The following is an 18,617-nucleotide window of genomic DNA, read 5'->3' as shown; positions in this document are numbered from 1 at the left end:
GTTTTTATGCGTCGCCTGTTGTTGCTGGTTGTCGGCCTGCTGGCCAGTTCGCAGGTCCTGGCGAAGAAGGTCGACCTCGATTACCAGGTGCGCCTGCTGCCGCAGAGCGGCCAGGCCGAGGTGCGCCTGACCCTGGCCGACGGCAGTGCGGTGCGCAGCCTGGACTTCGACTTGGGCAAGCCTGGTGCCTACAGCGACTTTCTCGCCGATGGCCAGTGGCAGGTGCAGAACGGACGTGGCGTCTGGCACCCGGCGGCGGGCAAGACCAGCCTCAGCTACCGCGTGCTGCTCGACCAGCAACCCCGTGGCGGCGCCCATGAGGCGCGCATCACGCCGCACTGGGCGCTGTTCCGTGGTGACCAGCTGGTGCCGCCGGCGCGCCTCGACCAGCAGGATGGCACCGAGCTGGTCTCGCGCCTGACCTTCGACCTGCCGACGGGCTGGAAAAGCGTCGAAACCGCCTGGCCACGTATCGGCCGGCAGAAATTTCGCATCGACGATGTGTCGCGGCTGTTCGACCGGCCCACCGGCTGGATGCTCGCCGGCAACCTGGGCAGTCGTCGGGCGCGCCTGGGCGTCACAGAGGTGACCGTGGCCGCGCCGCAAGGCCAGGGCATGCGGCGCATGGACACGCTGACCCTGCTGACCTTTATCTGGCCGCAGTTGCAGGCGGTGTTCCCGCGCAACCCTCCGAAGCTGCTGCTGGTCGGTGCCCGTGACGAGATGTGGCGCGGCGTGCTGGCCGGCAACAACTCGCTCTATCTGCACAGCACGCGCCCGCTGGTCAGCGAGAACGGCACCAGCCCGGTGCTGCGTGAATTGGTGCAGCTGTTCGCCCAGATCAACGACCGCGACGGCAGCGACTGGCTGGGCGAGAGCCTGGCCGACTATTACGCCACCGAGCTGCTGCGCCGCGCTGGTGGCATGAGCGATGATCGCTACGAGGCGCTGCAGGCCCGTCAGCACAAGCTGGCTGCCAAGGTGAACCACCTCAAGGGCGCCAAGGCCGATGCCGCGCAGGTGGCCCGTGGCGTGCTGCTGCTGCAGGCGCTGGATCGCGAGATCCGCCTGCACCACCACGACAAGCGCTCGCTGGACGACGTCGCCCGTGCGCTGATGCGCCTGTCGAGCGTCAGCACCGAGGAGTTCGTGCAGATCAGCGAGAACGTGCTGGGGCGGCAGTCCGAAGTATTGCAAAGCAAGGTATTGCGCTAAGCGCAGGATCTATCGCGGCAAGCCCGTTCCCACGGCCCCGGACATCATTTTGAACGCGGGCTCGTGGAAGCGGGCTTGCCCGCGATGCTTTCAACCGCCAGTCACCGTCGCGGTACGGGTTGCCGCCTCGGCGCTGGCCTTCAGCGCCTTGAGCTCGGCAGCGCCTCGTTCTATGTCGCGATGCAGGCGCAGGTACTCGGCGCGATGCCGCAACCACCATGCCTTGGTCGAGCAATGCCCGCTCACGCCACGGGCCAGCGCCAAGCCGCCTACGGCAACCTGCAACATCCCCAGCAGGCCACCGTGGCGCAGCCCCTTGCTGATCATCAACGCGCCCCCAGCCAGGGAGCTGACGCGCTCCAGGCCGTGGACATTATGTTTCGGTGCGTCCGTTGTCCAATGGATATCGTGCATCGCCTGGTCTCCTCAGGTTGGTGATATCCAGCAGACTTTGACCAGCGTGCAAGCGTTCAGTGTAATTTGCCGCGTGGCTGCCCCGCCCAACTTCGAGGCTATCCTGAGCAAGGTGGGTTTATAACACTTGGGTGTGGGTGCCGTTGGCGAGCATGTTGGTTGTAATGAAACTTTTGATCAGCGTATTCAGTCGTGACATGGTTTGGCTGCCGTGGCTGATCTACCGCGCGCTCAGAAGCAAAAGCACAACAGCAACGGCCTACGGTAGCGTTTATTTCGCCGCGTAGACGCCAGGCTTGCACGGGAGCCGGATTGGGGGGGCGCAAGGCGTGAGGGCTACTTGAACTTCGGCCCCGAGCGGGTGTTCAAGCCTTTGGCCATGCGGTCGTACAGCACCACATTCACCGTCGCCGCCAGGTTCATGCAGCCTTCTGTCGGGATGTAGATCGTCTCTTCGCACCAGCCGCGCACGTCTTCGCTCAACGAGCCATCCTCTGGCCCGAAGATGTAGATCGCCCGGTCCGGGTGGGTGTACTCAGGCAATGGCCGTGCGCCTTCCACCAGCTCCACGGCCACCGGGGTGCAGCCCAGGGGAATGATGCGCTGCAGGTCGTCGATGCCGATCAGCGGGATGTCGTAGTGCACGCGCTTGGTATCGGTGACGAAGTCGCGGGCGCGCTCATAACGCTTGCCGGTGTAGAACACCGAGTTGACGCCATAGCAGCCCGCGGCGCGCATCACCGAGCCTACGTTTTCCGCGGATTTGGGGTTGAACAGGCCGATGCAGCTGTACCGTTTGTTCGCCACGTGTCGGGGCCCTTCGTAAAAAAAGAGCGCGATTATACGGGCTTGCCGGCACGCCGGGGGCGCGAATCGACGTTCAGTCCTTCTTCATCAGCGCGGCCAGGCCGGCGAACGGGTTGTGGGTGGCCACGGCGACTTTCGGCGTGCTCAGCGAACCTTCGCTGAAATACTGCTGGTCGGTGTAGCGGGCGTGCTCGTTGTCGTGGCAGTACAGGCACAGCAACTCCCAGTTGGAGCCGTCCTGGGGGTTGTTGTCGTGGTTATGGTCGCGGTGGTGCACGGTCAGTTCCGACAGGCGTTTGCCGGAGAACTCGCGGGTGCAACGGCCGCAGACGTGGGGATACATCTTCAGCGCCTTGTCGCGGTAGCCCATTTCCTTGTCGCGCTTGGCGTCGGCGAGGATGCGGTCGAGACGGGCGGTGGCGTCGGAGGTGGAGCTCATGGTGTTACCTTTTTTCTGATCAGGGCAATGACGGTTATGCCGTTGAGTCTAGCGCGCCTGTGGGCCGGGCGGACAGGCAAAATCGCGCCATTGGGCGTAGCCTGTAGGGAGGTTTCTGACAGGAGGCTGCCGATGTTGCATGCGATCCTCGCCGCGTTGTTGCTTGGCGCTGTATCCACGGCCGACGCCGCGGGCCAGCAACGGCCGCTCACGACGGTTCCCGGGGCGCCCGGGACCGCGACGCCGACCCCTTACCCGCAGATCACCCCGAGCACGCCGCCCAAGGCCGGTGCCAACCGGCCGGGCGCGCCGCTGTTGCCGCCAATGCCGCTGCCGGGGCCACCCAAGGACCAGCCGTTGCCCGGGCTGAGCCAGGACCCGCCGAAACCGCCTGACAAGGGCCGCTAGACTTGCTGCGCCAGGCGCTGGCCATCCTGCATGCGCAGGCGTTTTGACAAGGCCACGGCGAGGGCGCGGATGATCCGTGCGGCGATGCGCGGCGCTTCGTTGAGCATCTTTTCCAGCGCGTCCTTGCCCAGGGTCAGCAGCTGGCAGTCGCTGGCGGCCACGCAGGTGGCCGAGCGGCGTTCGCCGTCGAGCACGGCCATCTCGCCGAAGGCCCGGCCCTTGCGCAGGGTGGCGATCTCCACCTGGGCGCCGTTGCCGTCGGTCTTGCGCACCGAGACCACGCCGCGATGGAGGATGCACATGAAGGTGCCGGCGTCGCCTTCGCTGAACAGGGTCTGGCCCTGGGCCACGGCGGCGAGGCTGAAGTAGCCGGCGGCGGCGAGGAAGTCACCGGGCTGCAGGGTGTCGAACAGGCCGCAGTCCATGAGCATGTCGCGGATTTCGGCGTTCAGGTGCTGGGTGTCGGGCATGTGTTGTTCTTCTTCGAATGTCTGGAAAGCGCCACAAACTGCTGGGTAAGTAGTGAGGCATCGTGGGAGCGGGCTTGACCCGCGATCAGGTTCGACCAGGCGATGACGCTGCCTGGTCTGTCCTCATCGCGGGGCAAGCCCGCTCCCACGTCAGCTTGACGCTATGACAACGAAAATCGCGTTTTACGCCACGCCCAGTTCATTGAAGACGAACGCATACTCCAGCGCCACATCGCGCAGCCCCTGGTAGCGCCCGCTCATGCCGCCGTGGCCCGCGCCCATCTCGGTCTTGAGCAGCAGCAGGTTGTCGTCGGTCTTGCGCGTGCGCAGGCGCGCCACCCACTTGGCCGCCTCCCAGTACTGCACGCGGCTGTCGTTGTAGCCGGCGACCACCAGCAGCGCCGGGTAGGCCTGCGCCTTGACGTTCTCGTAGGGCGCGTAGGCCTTGATCCGCTCGTACACCTCGGGCTCCTCGGGGTTGCCCCATTCGTCGTACTCGGTGACGGTCAGCGGCAGCTCGGGGTCTAGCATGGTGTTGAGCACATCGACGAACGGCACTTCGGCGATGGCGCAACGGAATAGCTCGGGGCGCAGGTTGAGCACCGCGCCCATGAGCAGACCACCGGCACTGCCACCGCTGATCGCCAGGCGTTCGCGGGTGGTCACGCCTTCGGCGATCAGGTGCTCGGCGCAAGCGATGAAGTCGTCGAAGCTGTTGTGCTTGTGCTCCTGCTTGCCGGCCCGGTACCAGGCCTCGCCCAGCTCGCCGCCGCCGCGTACATGGGCGATGGCGAAGGCCACGCCGCGCTCCAGCAGGCTCAGGCGGGCATGGGAGAACCACGGGTCGAGGCTCTCGCCGTAGGCGCCGTAGCCGTAGAGATAGAGCGGCACCGTCTTGCCTTCGTCAGCGCGACGGCGCACCAGGCTGATCGGTACCCGAGTGCCGTCCTTGGCCACCGTCCACAGACGCTGGCTGATGTAGTCGTCGGCGTCGAAGGCGCCGAGCACCGGAGTCTGCTTGAGCACCTGCTGGGCGCCCGTGGCCAGGTCCAGCTGGCGCACCTGGGCCGGGCGGTTGAGGGCTTCATAGCGCAGGCGGATGCGTGTGCTGGCGAATTCCAGGCTGTCCTGCACGTAGAGGCTGTAGGCGGCGTCCGGCAGCTCGACGCGGTAAGCCGGCAGGCCTTGCGGGTGCACTTCGATGATCGGCAGGCCGCCTTCGCGCAGGCTCAGGGACAACGCCGTGGCATTGAGGCTGAGCCCTTCGAGCATGACGTCGTCACGGTGCGGCACCAGCACCTGCCACTGCGCGCGGGTCGGCACGCTGTCGGCCGGCGCGTGGAACAGGGCGAAGTTGATGCCGTCCTGGTTGCTGCGCACGAACCAGCGCCACTGACCGTCGAGCTGGCCGTGGTCGGGGAAGTACTCATGGCCTTCGACCCGCGGCGTCAGGCAGGTGTAATCAGCCTGTGGCGTGGCGGCATCGAGCACCCAGGCCTCGCTGGTGGTCTTGCTGTTGAGCAGCAGCACCAGTTGGCGCTCGGAGCTGGCGCGGTAGCAGTGCAGGAAGAAGCGCCCGTCGGGCTCCTCGAAGACCGTGGCGGCGTCGGTCTCGCCCAGGGTGTGGCGGCGCAGGCGCCAGGGGCGGTGGGTGTCGTCCAGTTCGGCGAAGAACAACGTCTGGCTGTCGTTGGCCCAGGTCATGCTGCCGTCGCAGTCGTCGAAGGGCAGGGCGGTCAGCGCGCCGTTGGCCAGGTCCTTGACGTACAGGGTGTAGATCTCGTCGCCGCTGGTGTCCAGGCTGTAGGCCAGCAGGCGGTGGTCGGGGCTGACGCTGAAGGCGCCGAGGGAAAGAAAGCCGCCATTGGCCAGGGCGTTGGGATCGAGCAGCAGCTCCTCGCGGTTTTCATCGACGGTGTTGCTGTCGTCGGCCGGGCGCGGGCAGCGGTAATGGCGCGGGTATTCGTCGCCCGCGGTGGTACGGGTGTAGTAGAGGTACGGGCCCCAGGGCGAGGGCAGCGACAGGTCGGTCTCGAGGATGCGGCCCTTGATCTCTTCGAACAGCTGTTCACGCAGCGGCGCCTGGTCGGCGAGGACGGCTTGCTGGTAGGCGTTTTCCGCTTCCAGGTAGGCCAGGACCTCGGGGGTGTCGCGCTGCTGCAGCCAGGCGTAGGGGTCTTGGCCTTCGGCTTGATGGGCGATCGGGGCGGGAAGGGGTAGGGGCATGGGTGATCTCATCGATTGTGGACCCCATCGCGGGGCAAGCCCGCTCCCACGCCTGATCGAGGTCTGGACGTGGGAGCGGGCTTGCCCCGCGAAGGGCCGCTGCAGGTCCCTTGCGGGGCGGGGGCAGCCTGCGCCGGGAAAAGTGTTTATCATAGGCATCTCTTTGCCTGGCTTGCACCCACACCATGACCGAACACGACTATACCCTCGCCTGGGGCCTGTACGCCGTTGCCGCCCTGGGCTGCCTGCTGGTGGGCTTCAAGCTGACCGGCTGGATGTGGCGCTGGTTGCGCGAGCCGCTGCGGGTGATCATCGCCGTATTGCTGTTCTCGCCGACCATCGTCGACCCGGTCAAGGAAAGCTTCGCCCCGGCCATTGCCATCACCGCGCTGGACGTCGCCTTCAAGGTCGGCAACAACGCCTGGCGCGCCGCCTCCGACCTGGCCATGTACGGCATGCTCGCCTTTGCCCTGTACATCGTCTTCGTGCTGATCCGCTGGCCGCTGGAAAAGCGTGCCCGCGAGCGCCGCGCCCAGTGTGAGGCCGCCGCCCAGCGCCAGGCCAAGGAAGAAGACGAGGTCGTGGCCGAAGCGTCCCTGGCCGCCAACCGTCAAGACCGCTACCGCGACGATCCGCCCCCCGCCCCCGTGCGCCGCTCCGGGCCCGGGCAGGGCCGCGTCGAACCCCGACTTTAAGCCAGGAGCCGCAACATGTGCGAACTGCTGGGCATGAGCGCCAACGTCCCCACCGACATCGTCTTCAGCTTCACCGGCCTGATGCAGCGCGGCGGGCGCACCGGCCCGCACCGCGATGGCTGGGGCATCGGTTTCTATGAAGGGCGCGGCCTGCGCCTGTTCCAGGATCCGGCGGCGAGCAGCGAGTCGGAAGTGGCCAACCTGGTGCAGCGTTACCCGATCAAGAGCGAAGTGGTCATCGGCCATATCCGCCAGGCCAACGTCGGCAAGGTCTGCCTGTCCAACACCCACCCATTCGTGCGTGAGCTGTGGGGGCGCAACTGGTGCTTCGCGCACAACGGCCAGCTGGGCGATTTCACCGGCCAGCGCACGTTCTACCGGCCGATCGGCGACACCGACAGCGAAGCGGCCTTCTGCGACCTGCTCAACCGCGTGCGCGAAGCCTTCCCCGAGCCGGTCGAGGTCGAGCAACTGCTGCCAGTGCTGGTCGAAGCCTGCGCCGGGTACCGTGGCCAAGGCGTGTTCAACTGCCTGCTCAGCGACGGCGACTGGCTGTTCTGCTTCTGCTCGACCAAACTGGTGCACATCACCCGCCGCGCACCGTTCGGCGCGGCGCGGCTGAAGGATGTCGACCTGATCGTCGATTTCCACACGCAAACCACCCCCAACGACGTGGTCACGGTGATCGCCACCGAGCCGCTGACCGAGAATGAGACCTGGAACCGCTACGGGCCGGGTGAGTGGGGCTTGTGGCGGCATGGCGAGTGCATTGCCCACGGCCAGAGTTAAGGAAGCTGCATGTTCAGAAGTTACCTGCGTTTGCTGTTGTTCACCTTCGGCCTGCTGGCCGGTCTCCAGGTGCCGGGGTTGGTCAAGGACTACAGCCAGCGCGTCGAGGCGCACCTGCTCGAATCGCGCCAGGCGCTCGACGGCTTCCGCCAGACCGCGCAGCGCTTCTTCAACGGTGACCTGCAGGCGCTGGTGCGGCATTACCGGGGCAGCGACGATCCGGTGTTCAACAGCGATGCCAACAGCATCGAGAGCCTGCTGATCCGCAACCAGTTGCTCGAGCATGAATGGCAAGCCCTGCAGGGCTCGTGGGTGAGCCGCACCTGGCATGTGCTGGTGCAGCCGGAGCCGGCACTGCGCGAGGAGACGCTCAAGGGCTACAGCTATCAGATCCTGCTGGTGCCCGAGGCGATCGGCTGGGGGATCGGCAGCGGGTTCGTGCTGGCGTTTGTGGTCGAGAGCCTGTTGTTGGTGATTGGCTGGGTGATTCTTGGTGGACGGCGCAAGGCGGTGAAGGAAAGCTGGCGCTAGCTTTTCCGGCCCTGCGGCAGCTCAGACCAGCACGATCCGCTGCCCGCCCACATCCCGCGCATAGCGCTCCAGCACCTGCCGGCACACGCCGACCACCTCGTCCACCAGCGCCACGCCGGTCTGCCAGGCCACCACCAGCTCCAGGCTCGGCGGTGGCTGCAAGCCCTCCAGCAACACCAGCTCGCCGCGGCTCAGTTCGCCATCCACCAGCGCCGGCGGCAGTGCGCCGATGCCGAAGCCGTCGCGCAGCAGGCGGGTGATGGCCGCCACCGAGTTCACGCAGTTCAGGCGCGGCGTCTCGGCCCCGGCGGCCTGCAACAGGCCGAGCACCTCCTGGTGCGGTCGCGAGTTCTTCGAGAAGGTGACGATGCGCTCGCGGGCCAGTTCCGCCAGCGAGGCGTAGGTGCGGTGGTGCGGGGAGCCTGCGGCGACGATCCAGCCCATCGGGTAGCGCGCCAGGTCGTGGCTGCGGATCGACTGCTCGCGCAGCAGGTCGGTCTGCAGGATCACGTCGAGAAAACCCTTCTGCAGCTGCTCGCGCAGGTTCAGCGCGGTATCGGCCACCAGCTCGATCTCCACCTGCGGGTAGCGCTCGCCCAGCTCCGCCACCAGGGCGCTCATCCAGGTGTGGATGACCGTGTCCATCACCCCCAGGCGGATGCGTCCGGTCTTGGCCCGGTCGCTGTCCAGTGACTGCTTCATGGCCTTGGCGGTGTCGAGCATGCGCTCGGCGTACTCCAGCACCTTGGCGCCTTCCGGCGTCAGGCTGACCCCGCGGGAGTCGCGCAGCAGCAGTTTCACGCCCAGGTCGGCCTCCAGCGCGGCGATGCGGCTGGACACCGAGGCCTGGGTGGTGAACAGCTTCTCGGCGGTGAGGCGGAAGCTCCTGAGCCGGGCGACCCAGACGAAGGTTTCGAGGAAACGGAGGTTCATGATCAGTTTTTCTTGTTCCAGACCGGAGGTTTTTCTCGTTGGACGCAGGCGGCGCGGCCTCTGAACATGAAGCCCAGGCCGCGACGCCCGACGTCGCCCATAGAACAATACCAACAAGCCGAGGCAACCATGAACCCGACCGGCGTGCAGCAGCAGGCCCCCGCCCGAACCTCGAGCGGCCCCTTCGCCTGGTACCGCGACATCGACTCCCAGCAACGACGCACCTTCTGGAGCTGCAAGATCGGCTACGGCCTGGACGGCATGGACACCCAGATGCTGAGTTTCGTCATCCCCACCCTGATCTTGGTGTGGGGCATCAGCACCGCCGAGGCCGGGTTGATCCACACCAGCACCTTGATCGCCTCGGCCCTGGGCGGCTGGATCGCCGGCATTCTGTCCGACCGCATCGGGCGGGTGCGCACCTTGCAACTGACGGTATTGTGGTTCGCCTTTTTCACCTTCCTCTGCGGCTTCGCCCAGAGCTACGAACAACTGCTGATCGCCCGCACCCTGATGGGCTTCGGCTTCGGCGGCGAATGGACCGCCGGCGCGGTGTTGATCGGCGAGGTGATCCGTGCCCAGGACCGCGGCAAGGCGGTGGGCATGGTGCAATCGGGCTGGGCCATCGGCTGGGGCCTGACGGCGATCCTCTATGCCCTGTTGTTCTCCTGGCTGCCGGCCGAGCAGGCCTGGCGCGCGCTGTTCCTGCTGGGCCTGCTGCCGGCGATCTTCGTGATTTTCGTCCGGCGCCTGGTCAAGGACCCGGAGATCTACCGTCAGGCCAAGGCCGTGGAACAGGCCGAGGCGCCTGCGCAGTTCTACGAGATCTTCGCCCCCGGCATGCTCTGGACCACGATCCGCGCTTCGCTGCTGACCACCGGCGCCCTGGGCGGCTACTACGCCATCACCTCGTGGCTGCCGACCTTCCTCAAGAACGAGCGCGGCCTGAGCGTGCTGGGCACCGGCGGCTACCTGGCGATGGTCATCGTCGGCTCCTACATCGGCTACGTGGTCAGCGCCTACCTGTGCGACCTGCTGGGGCGCAGGAAGAACTTCATCCTGTTCGCCGTGGGCTCGTTCGTCATCGTCCTGCTCTACACGCAGATGCCGGTCAGCGACGGCGTGATGCTGTGGCTGGGCTTCCCCCTGGGCTTCTTCGCCTCGGGCATCTTCAGTGGCATGGGTTCGTTCCTCACCGAACTGTTCCCGACCCGGATACGCGGATCGGGGCAGGGCTTCTGCTACAACATCGGCAAGGTGGTCGCGGCGATGTTCCCGTTGCTGATCGGCCTGCTTGGCGAGAAAGTGCCGTTGGGCCTGGGGATTGGCGCCTTCGCCGCGGTGTCCTACGGTGTGGTGATTCTGGCGGCCCTGAGCCTGCCGGAAACCCGCGGCAAAGCGCTCCAGGCGCGCTAAGGTAGGCACCATGAACATTGATACGGAGGTCCGCCAGGTGAAACGCCTGCTACTCAATTGCGACATGGGCGAGAGCTTCGGCAACTGGCGCATGGGCCAGGACGCCAAGGTGATGCCATTCATCGACTGCGCCAATATCGCCTGCGGCTACCACGCTGGCGACCCGGGCACCATGCGCCGCACCGTGGCCCTGGCCCTGGAACACCGGGTGGCCATCGGCGCGCACCCGGCCTATCCGGATCTGATGGGCTTCGGCCGCCGTTCCATGGCCTGCAGCAGCGACGAGATCCGTGACCTGCTGCACTACCAGATCGGCGCCCTGGACGGCATCTGCAAGGTGCTCGGCGGTCGGGTGGCCTACGTCAAGCCCCACGGCGCGCTGTACAACGACATGATGGCCAACCCGGACATCCTGCGCACCGTGCTCGAAGCGGTGGCGGCGTTCGACAGCGGCCTGCCGCTGATGCTCATGGCCACCGCCGACGACAGCGCCGCCCAGGCCCTGGGCGATGAAGTCGGCGTGCCACTGTGGTTCGAGGCCTTCGCCGACCGTGGCTACACCGCCAGCGGGCACCTGATGTCGCGGCGCCTGCCGAACGCTGTGCACCACGACCCGGCGCTGGTGGTCGAACAGGCCTTGCGCCTGGCCAAGGGCGAGGCCCTGGTGGCTGACGACGGCAGCGATGTGCGCTTGAACGCCAGCACCCTGTGCGTGCACGGCGACAACGACGGCTCAGTGGCCGCCGTGCGCCAGATCCGCCAGGCCCTGGATGCACTGGAGCAAGCATGACGCCACGTATCGAGGTGGTGGCCATCGACAGCCTGATGGTGCGGCTGTTCGATGCCATCGATGAAGGCAACATGCCGTGGATCCTCGCCGCCAGCCAGCGCTTGCGGGATGCTTTTGGCCAGCAGCTGATCGACCTGGTGCCGTCCTATACCACGCTGATGGTGCAGTTCGACTTGGCGCCGGGCGAGGCGCGCCAGCGCATCCTGCAGGCGCTGGAGGGCCTGCGGCCGGATGCCGGCCAGGCCGGGCGCCGGCACGAAATCGCGGTGTGGTACCACGCCAGCGTCGGCCCCGAGCTGCCGGTGCTGGCCGCGCGCGGCGGGATGAGCGAGGCCGAGGTGATCCGTCTGCATTGTGGCCGCGACTACCCGGTGTTCGCCCTGGGGTTCGCGCCGGGCTTCGGCTTCATGGGCCTGGTCGATGAACGCCTGGCCACGCCGCGTCTGAGCACCCCGCGCAAGCGCGTGGCGGCGGGCAGCGTCGGCATCGCCGACCGCCAGACTGCCGCCTATCCGGCCGTGTCGCCGGGCGGCTGGAACCTGATCGGTCGCACGCCGGTGCGCTTGTTCGACCGCGAGCGCGAGGGCTACAGCCTGCTGCAGCCTGGTGATCGGGTGCGTTTCGTGGCCGTCGAACGGGCCGAATTCATCAACCTGGGCGGTGACGACAGCCCGCTGGAGGCCCAGGCATGAGCCAATTGAGAATCGAGGCCAGCACCGCGCTGTGCCTGTTGCAGGATGCCGGACGTTTCGGTGTGCGGCACCTGGGCGTGACCCAGGGCGGCGCGCTGGACTGGGTGGCGATGCGCTGGGCCAACTGGCTGCTGGGCAATGCCCTGGACAGCGCCGTGGTGGAGATTGCGCTTGGCGGCTTCAGCGTGGTTGCCGAGCAGGACTGCGTGATGGCGCTAGCCGGGGCCGACCTGGATGCGCAGGCCGACGGACAGGCCGTGGCGCCCTGGACCAGTTTCAACCTGGGCAAGGGCCAGCGCCTGACGCTGCGTCAGCCTCGCCAAGGGGTACGTGCTTATCTGGCGGTGCCGGGCGGGTTCGTGGGCGAGTCGGTGCTGGGGAGTTGTTCCACCGTGGTACGGGAAGAACTGGGTGGAGTAGACGGCCAAGGCCGGGCGCTGCTGAAAGGGGAGGTACTGCATGCTGCCGGGGCCATCGCGGGGCAAATCGGGGCGCCGAACCGCCGCTCCGACGTGCCCGAAGCGCTGCGGCCGGAGTATGCCGAGAAACCGGTATTGGATCTGGTGATGGGCGCGCAGATCGGTGACTTTGGCGGCACCAGCTTGTTCGAGGCGTTCAACCGTGACTGGACGCTGGACAGCCGTGCCGACCGCATGGGCATTCGCCTGCTCGGGCCGCAACTGGTCTACCAGGGTGCGCCGATGATCTCCGAGGGGATTCCCCTCGGCGCCGTGCAGGTGCCGCCGGATGGGCAGCCGATCGTGTTGCTCAATGACCGGCAGACCATAGGTGGATATCCGCGGCTGGGGGCGTTGACGCCGTTGGCGCTGGCGCAGCTGGCGCAGTGCATGCCGGGGACCGCGGTGCGGTTTCGGGCGGTGGTGCAGGACGAAGCGTGGCGGGAGCAGCAGGCTTATATGAGCCGTTGGGGATGAAGGTGCCGGCCCCGCGACAGGGCCGGCCCTGAAAACATTACTTGGACAGGTAACGCATCCCGTCTTCCAACCCCTGCAAGGTCAGCGGAAACATCCTGTCCTCGATCAGGTCCCGCACCAGATGGGTCGAAGCGGTGTACTCCCAGGCGTGCTTCGGATAAGGGTTGATCCAGATGATCTTCCTGAACTTCTCCATGAAGCGTTGCATCCACACATACCCGGCCTCTTCGTTCCAGTGCTCGACGCTGCCGCCGGGCTGGGTGATCTCGTAGGGCGCCATGGCCGCGTCGCCGACGAACACCACCTTGTAGTCGTCGCCGTACTTGTGCAACAGGTCGAAGGTGGAAAAGCGCTCCGAGGTGCGGCGCAGGTTGTTCTTCCACACCGACTCGTAGATGAAGTTGTGGAAGTAGTAGTACTCCAGGTGCTTGAACTCGGTCTTGCAGGCCGAGAACAATTCCTCGCAGACCTTCACGTGGGCGTCCATCGAGCCGCCGATGTCGAACAGCAACAGCAGCTTGACCGTGTTGCGCCGCTCGGGGCGCATCTGGATGTTCAAGAGGCCTGCGTCACGGGCGGTGTGGTCGATGGTGCCGTCGATGTCCAGCTCCTCGGCGGCGCCTTCGCGGGCGAACTTGCGCAAGCGGCGCAGGGCCAGCTTGATGTTGCGCGTGCCCAACTCGACCTGGTCGTCGAGGTTCTTGTACTCGCGCTGGTCCCACACCTTCACCGCCTTGCCCTGGCGCTTGCCGGCCTCGCCGACGCGGATGCCTTCGGGGTTGAAGCCGCCGGAGCCGAACGGGCTGGTGCCGCCGGTGCCGATCCACTTGTTGCCGCCGGCGTGGCGCTCCTTCTGTTCTTCCAGGCGCTTCTTGAACTCTTCGATCAGTTTGTCCAGGCCGCCCAGGGATTGGATCTGCGCCCGTTCCTCGTCGGTCAGCGAACGCTCGAACTCCTTGCGCAGCCAGTCGTCGGGGATCAACGCCTCGATATGCCGGTCGAGGTTTTCCAGGCCCTTGAAGTAGGCGGCGAACGCACGGTCGAACTTGTCGAAATGGCGCTCGTCCTTCACCAGGATGGCCCGGGCCAGGTAGTAGAACGCGTCCATGTCGGCGAACACCACGCCCTTTTGCAGGGCGTGATGCAGGTCGAGCAGCTCGCGCACCGACACCGGTACCTTGGCCGCGCGCATTTCATTGAACAGGTTGAGCAGCATGGCCCGGCTCCTGTCAGCGGTTGCCGCGCCGGCTCATGAAGGCCAGGCGCTCGAGCAGTTGCACATCCTGCTCGTTCTTGACCAGGGCCCCGGCCAGCGGCGGAATGGCTTTGGTCGGGTCGCGTTCACGCAGCACGGCTTCGCCGATGTTGTCGGCCATCAGCAGCTTGAGCCAGTCGACCAGCTCGGAGGTGGAGGGCTTCTTCTTCAGGCCCGGGACCTTGCGCACGTCGAAGAACACATCCAGCGCCTCGCTGACCAGCGACTGGCTGATGTTGGGGTAGTGCACGTCGACGATCTGCTGCAGGGTGGCGCGATCTGGGAAGGCGATGTAGTGGAAGAAGCAGCGGCGCAGGAAGGCGTCGGGCAGTTCCTTCTCGTTGTTGGAGGTGATGATGATGATCGGGCGCTGCTTGGCCTTGATGGTCTCGTCGATCTCGTAGACGTAGAACTCCATCTTGTCGAGCTCTTGCAGCAGGTCGTTGGGGAACTCGATGTCGGCCTTGTCGATCTCGTCGATCAGCAGGATCACCCGCTCGTCGGCCTCGAAGGCCTCCCACAGCTTGCCTTTCTTCAGGTAGTTGCGCACGTCGTGGACCTTGTCCACGCCCAGCTGCGAGTCGCGCAGGCGGCTGACCGCGTCGTACTCGTACAGGCCCTGGTGGGCCTTGGTGGTGGACTTGATGTGCCAGGTGATCAGGCGGGCGCCGAAGGAGGCGGCGAGCTGTTCGGCGAGCATGGTCTTGCCGGTGCCCGGCTCGCCCTTGACCAGCAGCGGGCGCTCCAGGGTGATGGCCGCGTTGACCGCCAGCTTCAGGTCGTCTGTGGCGACGTAGTCGCGGGTGCCTTCGAACTTCATGAACCGATCCTCTGGGTGGCTGGGCTCGCCTCATTGCGGGGCAGCCGACGCATGTTTATTGATGTGCCAGCGACTATAACCCCGCACCCGCCGCCTGCAAACGCAGACCGGGTATTCAGTCCCTGAATGGTCCGTCACTGTCGGCTTAGTCGGATTGGGGCGGGGGTTGTTCGTAACGTGCGTTGAATGCCTGGATGAACCCGTTGCGCAGTATCTGCAGGAACGCCTCGAATGCGCTGATATCCTGCTGGTGCACACTGCCGCTCAGTTCCACGCGGGTGGCGAACTGGTTCTTCGGCTGGTTCTTCAGCACGGTCTCGGTGGCGCCTACCAGCGCCTCCCAGATTGAGCGCAGGAAACCTTTGTCCTTGTCTTGCACATCCTGCCGCCAGTTGAACACGTCGACATCGCGCAGCAGTGGCTTGATGTAGCCATGCAGTCGGCCATTCGCGGCCTCGGCCTCGATCACCACGTCGCCGTGTCCGGCATTGAAGTCGAACTTTCCATAGGCGCTGGCAAAGTCGTTGAGTCGGCGCAGTTCGATGCCCTTGGCGCGCAGGCGGAACTGAAAGTCGTCAAAGTCGCTGAACGGGTCGAAGGTGGCCTTGCTCTCGACCCTGGCGTCGCCCGTCAGCAACGCCGTCCCTTCGAAACTGGCGTCCCGCCGGCCCTTTTCATCGCGCACGTTGGTCAGGTTGCGAATGCTGGCGTCGAGCTGTGTGGCCTTGAGGTCGACCGGCGGTTGGGAGTTGAAGTTGCGAAAGCTCAGGGTGCCCTGTTCGATGCGCACATCGTTGAGCGTGATGGGCAGCAGTTTCTCCAGTTGCTGGCGCCAGTCAGTACCCTGGCCGGTCTGTGAGCTCTGCCTGGTGCCGCCATCGACGAAGTTCAGTTCGGGGTGCAGGAAGGTCACTTCGCCAACCACTGCATGGTCGTACCAGAGCGCATGCCAGCTCACCGACAGGTCGATCAGCGGTGCGTCGAGCAGCGGTACCGGCACCTTGCCGCTGACCTTGGCGATCTTCAGGCCATTGATCTGATAAGCGCCGCGCCACCAGGCCAGATCGACGTCGGTGACCTGGCCACGGTAGTCGCCCATGTCGGCCAGCTTGTCGTTCAGGTAATCGCGAACCAGGTAGGGCAGGGCCAGGTGCAGGGCCACAAGCAACCCAACCAGGCTGGCAAGGCCGACCAATGGCCAGCGATAACGTGCTTTCATCGTGGTTCTCCGCACCGGCTTTTGCGGTTGACCGCAGGCCGCTTCGCCGAGTTCGAACGGGCTTTACGCTCCTGCATTGCGGGCTTACCCTCATGGTTTTCCCTGCTTTTTCATGTTCAAGGACACCTGCCATGAGCCGTATCTACGCCGACAACGCCCATTCCATCGGCAACACGCCGCTGGTGCAGATCAACCGCATCGCCCCGCGTGGGGTGACCATCCTGGCCAAGATCGAAGGGCGCAACCCGGGTTACTCGGTGAAGTGCCGGATTGGCGCGAACATGGTCTGGGACGCCGAGAGCAGCGGCAAGCTCAAACCGGGCATGACCATCGTCGAGCCGACCTCGGGCAACACCGGTATCGGCCTGGCGTTCGTCGCCGCCGCCCGCGGCTACAAGCTGCTCCTGACCATGCCGGCGTCCATGAGTCTTGAGCGGCGCAAGGTGCTCAAGGCCCTGGGGGCCGAGCTGGTGCTCACCGAGCCGGCCAAGGGCATGAAGGGCGCCATCGAGAAGGCCAATGAAATTGTCGCCTCCGATCCGGCCCACTACTTCCTGCCTGGTCAGTTCGACAATCCGGCCAACCCGGCCATCCACGAGAAGACCACCGGCCCCGAGATCTGGAACGACACCGACGGCGCGGTGGATGTACTGGTGGCGGGCGTCGGCACCGGTGGCACCATCACCGGCGTGTCACGCTACATCAAGCACACCCAGGGCAAGTCGATCCTGTCGGTGGCGGTGGAGCCGGTGAGCTCGCCGTTGATCAGCCAGACCCTGGCGGGCGAGGAGCTCAAACCCAGTCCGCACAAGATCCAGGGCATCGGCGCTGGTTTCGTGCCGAAGAACCTCGACCTGTCGATTGTCGACCAGGTCGAGACGGTGACCGATGACGAGTCCAAGGCCATGGCCATCCGTCTGATGCAGGAGGAGGGCATCCTCTGTGGTATCTCCTGTGGCGCGGCGATGGCGGCGGCGGTGCGCCTGGCCGAGAAGCCCGAGATGCAGGGCAAGACCATCGTGGTGATCCTGCCGGACTCCGGTGAGCGCTACCTGTCGAGCATGTTGTTCAGCGACATGTTCAGCGAGCAGGAGAACCAGCAGTAAACCCGGGCCTGCTGTGCAAGCCTTTCGCCGGCGAGCCGGCTCCCACATCGCTTGTGTTGCCTTGTGGGAGCCGGCTTGCCGGCGATGGGGCGAGCAGCGGCCCCGGGATATCCGCACCACCGCTGATCCGGCGCAATGTCGGCCGCTTTCGTTTATTGCACAATCCTTAACACTGCGATCCGGCACCGGTTGTTTTTACCCGGCCCGGATGGGTTTATGATGTCCGGCTATCTGGGGATGGCCTGATTTCCCCTCCAAGGAGTGTTGCATGACCTTTTCCTTCGTCGCCAAGGCAGGTGTCCTGCTGGTGTTTTTCGGCAGCGTGCTGTTCGTGCACCTGCGCGGCAAGGCGCGCCTGCCGGTGCTGCGCCAGTTCGTCAACCATTCGGCGCTGTTCGCCCCCTACAACAGCCTGATGTACCTGTTCTCCGGCGTGCCTTCCAAGCCCTACCTGGACCGCCAGCGCTTCCCCGAACTGGATGTGCTCAAGGACAATTGGGAGGTGATCCGCGAAGAAGCCATGCGCCTGTTCGACGAGGGCTACATCCGTGCTGCCGAGAAGGACAACGACGCCGGCTTCGGTTCGTTCTTCAAGAAGGGCTGGAAGCGTTTCTACCTGAAGTGGTACGACAAGCCGCTGCCTTCGGCCGAGGCGCTGTGCCCGAAGACCGTCGAGCTGGTCAGCGGCATCCCCAACGTCAAGGGCGCGATGTTCGCCCTGTTGCCCGGCGGCAGCCACCTGAACCCGCACCGCGACCCGTTCGCCGGCTCCCTGCGCTATCACCTGGGCCTGTCCACGCCGAACTCGGACAACTGCCGCATCTACGTCGACGGCCAGCCCTACGCCTGGCGTGATGGCGAGGACGTTATGTTCGACGAAACATTCGTGCACTGGGTCAAGAACGAGACCGACGTCACCCGGGTGATCCTGTTCTGCGACGTCGAGCGCCCGCTCAACAGCCCGCTGATGACCCGCATCAACCGCAAGGTCAGCGCCTTCCTCGGCCGCGCCACCGCGCCGCAGAACACCGATGACGAGCGCGTCGGCGGGATCAACCAGGCCTACGCCTGGAGCAAGCGCTTCAGCAATGTCATCAGCACCCGGGTCAAGCAGTTCAAGCGCGCCAACCCCAAGGCCTACCGCGTGCTGCGGCCGGTGCTGGCGGTTGTCGTCGCCTACGCGCTTTACCGCTGGCTGTTCTGATTCGCCTGGGCAGGCTCGCTCCTCAACGGAGCGGGCTTGCCCCGTGATGATTCCCCCGCTATATTCCGAAAAACTCTCTTCCCAGAAGACCTGTTCATGCCCGCCATTGCTGCCACCATCGCTTACGTTCTCGCGCCTGTCGCGGGCGTGGTCGTGCGTGGCAGCCAGCAGCCGGCCATGATCAGTCACTCCCCACCACCTGTCAGTGGCGTCGTAGGCGGCGTAGCTCCGCCTCCTTGCGCAGTCGTGGTGC

20 protein-coding genes are annotated in these 18,617 nt (G+C 65.7%); 11 read left to right on the top strand and 9 right to left on the bottom strand.

Features of this window, described 5'->3' with window-relative positions; all coding sequences use genetic code 11:
- The first annotated feature begins 6 nt into the window (after positions 1–6).
- Positions 7–1,215: a M61 metallopeptidase family protein gene (locus K5H97_RS21450; RefSeq protein WP_028693026.1), complete on the top strand. Its 1,209-nt coding sequence runs from the start codon at positions 7–9 to the stop codon at positions 1,213–1,215.
- Positions 1,216–1,305: 90 nt separating this feature from the next.
- Here K5H97_RS21450 and K5H97_RS21445 read toward each other — a convergent pair whose 3' ends face one another.
- From K5H97_RS21445 to K5H97_RS21435, 3 genes are all read right to left on the bottom strand, one after another.
- A complete protein-coding gene (locus K5H97_RS21445; protein ID WP_028693027.1) occupies positions 1,306–1,629 on the bottom strand; it encodes a YgaP-like transmembrane domain in 324 nt (107 codons plus the stop codon).
- Between the two features lie 336 nt (positions 1,630–1,965).
- Positions 1,966–2,436: an RNA methyltransferase gene (locus tag K5H97_RS21440; RefSeq protein ID WP_028693028.1), complete on the bottom strand. Its 471-nt coding sequence runs from the start codon at positions 2,434–2,436 to the stop codon at positions 1,966–1,968.
- Positions 2,437–2,509: 73 nt separating this feature from the next.
- The gene (locus K5H97_RS21435) at positions 2,510–2,875 is read right to left on the bottom strand and encodes a YajD family HNH nuclease (RefSeq protein WP_023632486.1); all 366 of its coding nucleotides are present in this window, start codon (positions 2,873–2,875) and stop codon (positions 2,510–2,512) included.
- A gap of 132 nt (positions 2,876–3,007) precedes the next feature.
- Between K5H97_RS21435 and K5H97_RS21430 the strand changes: the two genes are divergently transcribed.
- Positions 3,008–3,283, top strand: coding sequence for a hypothetical protein (locus K5H97_RS21430; RefSeq protein ID WP_028693029.1), 276 nt, complete (start codon positions 3,008–3,010; stop codon positions 3,281–3,283).
- Here the strand turns inward: K5H97_RS21430 and K5H97_RS21425 are convergent.
- Both K5H97_RS21425 and K5H97_RS21420 read right to left on the bottom strand, forming a co-directional pair.
- Entirely contained in the window at positions 3,280–3,753 is a 474-nt protein-coding gene (locus K5H97_RS21425) for a cyclic nucleotide-binding domain-containing protein (RefSeq protein ID WP_028693030.1), read from the bottom strand. The genes K5H97_RS21430 and K5H97_RS21425 overlap by 4 nt on opposite strands.
- Positions 3,754–3,936: 183 nt before the next feature.
- The gene (locus tag K5H97_RS21420; protein WP_028693031.1) at positions 3,937–5,979 is read right to left on the bottom strand and encodes a S9 family peptidase; all 2,043 of its coding nucleotides are present in this window, start codon (positions 5,977–5,979) and stop codon (positions 3,937–3,939) included.
- A 185-nt stretch (positions 5,980–6,164) separates the two neighbouring features.
- On the opposite strand from K5H97_RS21420, the gene K5H97_RS21415 reads away from it, so the two are divergent.
- From K5H97_RS21415 to K5H97_RS21405, 3 genes are read left to right on the top strand one after another with little or no spacing between them, the layout of a single operon-like run.
- Complete coding sequence (locus tag K5H97_RS21415; RefSeq protein WP_028693032.1) at positions 6,165–6,674, top strand: hypothetical protein; 510 nt, start codon at positions 6,165–6,167, stop codon at positions 6,672–6,674.
- A 15-nt stretch (positions 6,675–6,689) separates the two neighbouring features.
- Entirely contained in the window at positions 6,690–7,463 is a 774-nt protein-coding gene (locus tag K5H97_RS21410; protein ID WP_028693033.1) for a class II glutamine amidotransferase, read from the top strand.
- Between the two features lie 9 nt (positions 7,464–7,472).
- Positions 7,473–7,994: a DUF2937 family protein gene (locus K5H97_RS21405; RefSeq protein WP_028693034.1), complete on the top strand. Its 522-nt coding sequence runs from the start codon at positions 7,473–7,475 to the stop codon at positions 7,992–7,994.
- Positions 7,995–8,015: 21 nt separating this feature from the next.
- Here the strand turns inward: K5H97_RS21405 and K5H97_RS21400 are convergent, their stop codons facing one another.
- Positions 8,016–8,927 (bottom strand): LysR family transcriptional regulator, encoded by a 912-nt coding sequence (locus K5H97_RS21400; RefSeq protein ID WP_028693035.1) that lies wholly within the window; start codon positions 8,925–8,927, stop codon positions 8,016–8,018.
- A gap of 129 nt (positions 8,928–9,056) precedes the next feature.
- Between K5H97_RS21400 and K5H97_RS21395 the strand changes: the two genes are divergently transcribed.
- Genes K5H97_RS21395 through K5H97_RS21380 form a run of 4 tightly spaced genes read left to right on the top strand, consistent with a single transcriptional unit; the run spans position 9,057 to position 12,760 of the window.
- Positions 9,057–10,343, top strand: coding sequence for an MFS transporter (locus tag K5H97_RS21395; RefSeq protein WP_028693036.1), 1,287 nt, complete (start codon positions 9,057–9,059; stop codon positions 10,341–10,343).
- 10 nt (positions 10,344–10,353) lie between these two features.
- Positions 10,354–11,133 (top strand): 5-oxoprolinase subunit PxpA, encoded by a 780-nt coding sequence (locus K5H97_RS21390; RefSeq protein ID WP_028693037.1) that lies wholly within the window; start codon positions 10,354–10,356, stop codon positions 11,131–11,133.
- On the top strand, positions 11,130–11,825 hold the full coding sequence (gene pxpB, locus K5H97_RS21385) for a 5-oxoprolinase subunit PxpB (RefSeq protein WP_028693038.1): 696 nt from the start codon (positions 11,130–11,132) through the stop codon (positions 11,823–11,825). Before K5H97_RS21390 ends, pxpB begins: the two co-directional genes overlap by 4 nt.
- Positions 11,822–12,760: a 5-oxoprolinase subunit C family protein gene (locus K5H97_RS21380; protein ID WP_028693039.1), complete on the top strand. Its 939-nt coding sequence runs from the start codon at positions 11,822–11,824 to the stop codon at positions 12,758–12,760. The genes pxpB and K5H97_RS21380 overlap by 4 nt, the downstream gene beginning before the upstream one ends.
- Positions 12,761–12,797: 37 nt before the next feature.
- Here K5H97_RS21380 and K5H97_RS21375 read toward each other — a convergent pair whose 3' ends face one another.
- The 3 genes from K5H97_RS21375 to K5H97_RS21365 all read right to left on the bottom strand — a co-directional run bounded on the left by K5H97_RS21375 (position 12,798) and on the right by K5H97_RS21365 (position 16,054).
- Positions 12,798–13,976: a vWA domain-containing protein gene (locus K5H97_RS21375; RefSeq protein ID WP_028693040.1), complete on the bottom strand. Its 1,179-nt coding sequence runs from the start codon at positions 13,974–13,976 to the stop codon at positions 12,798–12,800.
- Positions 13,977–13,989: 13 nt separating this feature from the next.
- A complete protein-coding gene (locus tag K5H97_RS21370; RefSeq protein ID WP_011535085.1) occupies positions 13,990–14,835 on the bottom strand; it encodes an AAA family ATPase in 846 nt (281 codons plus the stop codon).
- Between the two features lie 145 nt (positions 14,836–14,980).
- Entirely contained in the window at positions 14,981–16,054 is a 1,074-nt protein-coding gene (locus tag K5H97_RS21365) for an AsmA family protein (RefSeq protein ID WP_028693041.1), read from the bottom strand.
- A 131-nt stretch (positions 16,055–16,185) separates the two neighbouring features.
- Between K5H97_RS21365 and cysK the strand changes: the two genes are divergently transcribed.
- Positions 16,186–17,160 (top strand): cysteine synthase A, encoded by a 975-nt coding sequence (gene cysK / locus K5H97_RS21360; RefSeq protein WP_028693042.1) that lies wholly within the window; start codon positions 16,186–16,188, stop codon positions 17,158–17,160.
- A 268-nt stretch (positions 17,161–17,428) separates the two neighbouring features.
- On the top strand, positions 17,429–18,364 hold the full coding sequence (locus tag K5H97_RS21355) for an aspartyl/asparaginyl beta-hydroxylase domain-containing protein (RefSeq protein ID WP_028693043.1): 936 nt from the start codon (positions 17,429–17,431) through the stop codon (positions 18,362–18,364).
- Positions 18,365–18,617 lie beyond the last annotated feature (253 nt).

The organism is Pseudomonas mosselii (genome assembly GCF_019823065.1).
In the GTDB taxonomy this organism is placed as follows: Bacteria; Pseudomonadota; Gammaproteobacteria; order Pseudomonadales; family Pseudomonadaceae; genus Aquipseudomonas; species Aquipseudomonas mosselii.
The sequence above is the reverse complement of the archived record's forward strand: the minus strand, read 5'-3'. Positions and strand labels throughout refer to the sequence as shown.

Bases quoted from the DNA above. Each gene is read 5' to 3' on its own strand.
- K5H97_RS21450 (WP_028693026.1), top strand. From the start codon at position 7: ATGCGTCGCCTGTTGTTGCTGGTTGTCGGCCTGCTGGCCAGTTCGCAG.
- K5H97_RS21445 (WP_028693027.1), bottom strand. From the start codon at position 1,629: ATGCACGATATCCATTGGACAACGGACGCACCGAAACATAATGTCCAC.
- K5H97_RS21435 (WP_023632486.1), bottom strand. From the start codon at position 2,875: ATGAGCTCCACCTCCGACGCCACCGCCCGTCTCGACCGCATCCTCGCC.
- K5H97_RS21430 (WP_028693029.1), top strand. From the start codon at position 3,008: ATGTTGCATGCGATCCTCGCCGCGTTGTTGCTTGGCGCTGTATCCACG.
- K5H97_RS21425 (WP_028693030.1), bottom strand. From the start codon at position 3,753: ATGCCCGACACCCAGCACCTGAACGCCGAAATCCGCGACATGCTCATG.
- K5H97_RS21420 (WP_028693031.1), bottom strand. From the start codon at position 5,979: ATGCCCCTACCCCTTCCCGCCCCGATCGCCCATCAAGCCGAAGGCCAA.
- K5H97_RS21415 (WP_028693032.1), top strand. From the start codon at position 6,165: ATGACCGAACACGACTATACCCTCGCCTGGGGCCTGTACGCCGTTGCC.
- K5H97_RS21410 (WP_028693033.1), top strand. From the start codon at position 6,690: ATGTGCGAACTGCTGGGCATGAGCGCCAACGTCCCCACCGACATCGTC.
- K5H97_RS21405 (WP_028693034.1), top strand. From the start codon at position 7,473: ATGTTCAGAAGTTACCTGCGTTTGCTGTTGTTCACCTTCGGCCTGCTG.
- K5H97_RS21400 (WP_028693035.1), bottom strand. From the start codon at position 8,927: ATGAACCTCCGTTTCCTCGAAACCTTCGTCTGGGTCGCCCGGCTCAGG.
- K5H97_RS21395 (WP_028693036.1), top strand. From the start codon at position 9,057: ATGAACCCGACCGGCGTGCAGCAGCAGGCCCCCGCCCGAACCTCGAGC.
- K5H97_RS21390 (WP_028693037.1), top strand. From the start codon at position 10,354: ATGAACATTGATACGGAGGTCCGCCAGGTGAAACGCCTGCTACTCAAT.
- pxpB (WP_028693038.1), top strand. From the start codon at position 11,130: ATGACGCCACGTATCGAGGTGGTGGCCATCGACAGCCTGATGGTGCGG.
- K5H97_RS21380 (WP_028693039.1), top strand. From the start codon at position 11,822: ATGAGCCAATTGAGAATCGAGGCCAGCACCGCGCTGTGCCTGTTGCAG.
- K5H97_RS21375 (WP_028693040.1), bottom strand. From the start codon at position 13,976: ATGCTGCTCAACCTGTTCAATGAAATGCGCGCGGCCAAGGTACCGGTG.
- K5H97_RS21370 (WP_011535085.1), bottom strand. From the start codon at position 14,835: ATGAAGTTCGAAGGCACCCGCGACTACGTCGCCACAGACGACCTGAAG.
- K5H97_RS21365 (WP_028693041.1), bottom strand. From the start codon at position 16,054: ATGAAAGCACGTTATCGCTGGCCATTGGTCGGCCTTGCCAGCCTGGTT.
- cysK (WP_028693042.1), top strand. From the start codon at position 16,186: ATGAGCCGTATCTACGCCGACAACGCCCATTCCATCGGCAACACGCCG.
- K5H97_RS21355 (WP_028693043.1), top strand. From the start codon at position 17,429: ATGACCTTTTCCTTCGTCGCCAAGGCAGGTGTCCTGCTGGTGTTTTTC.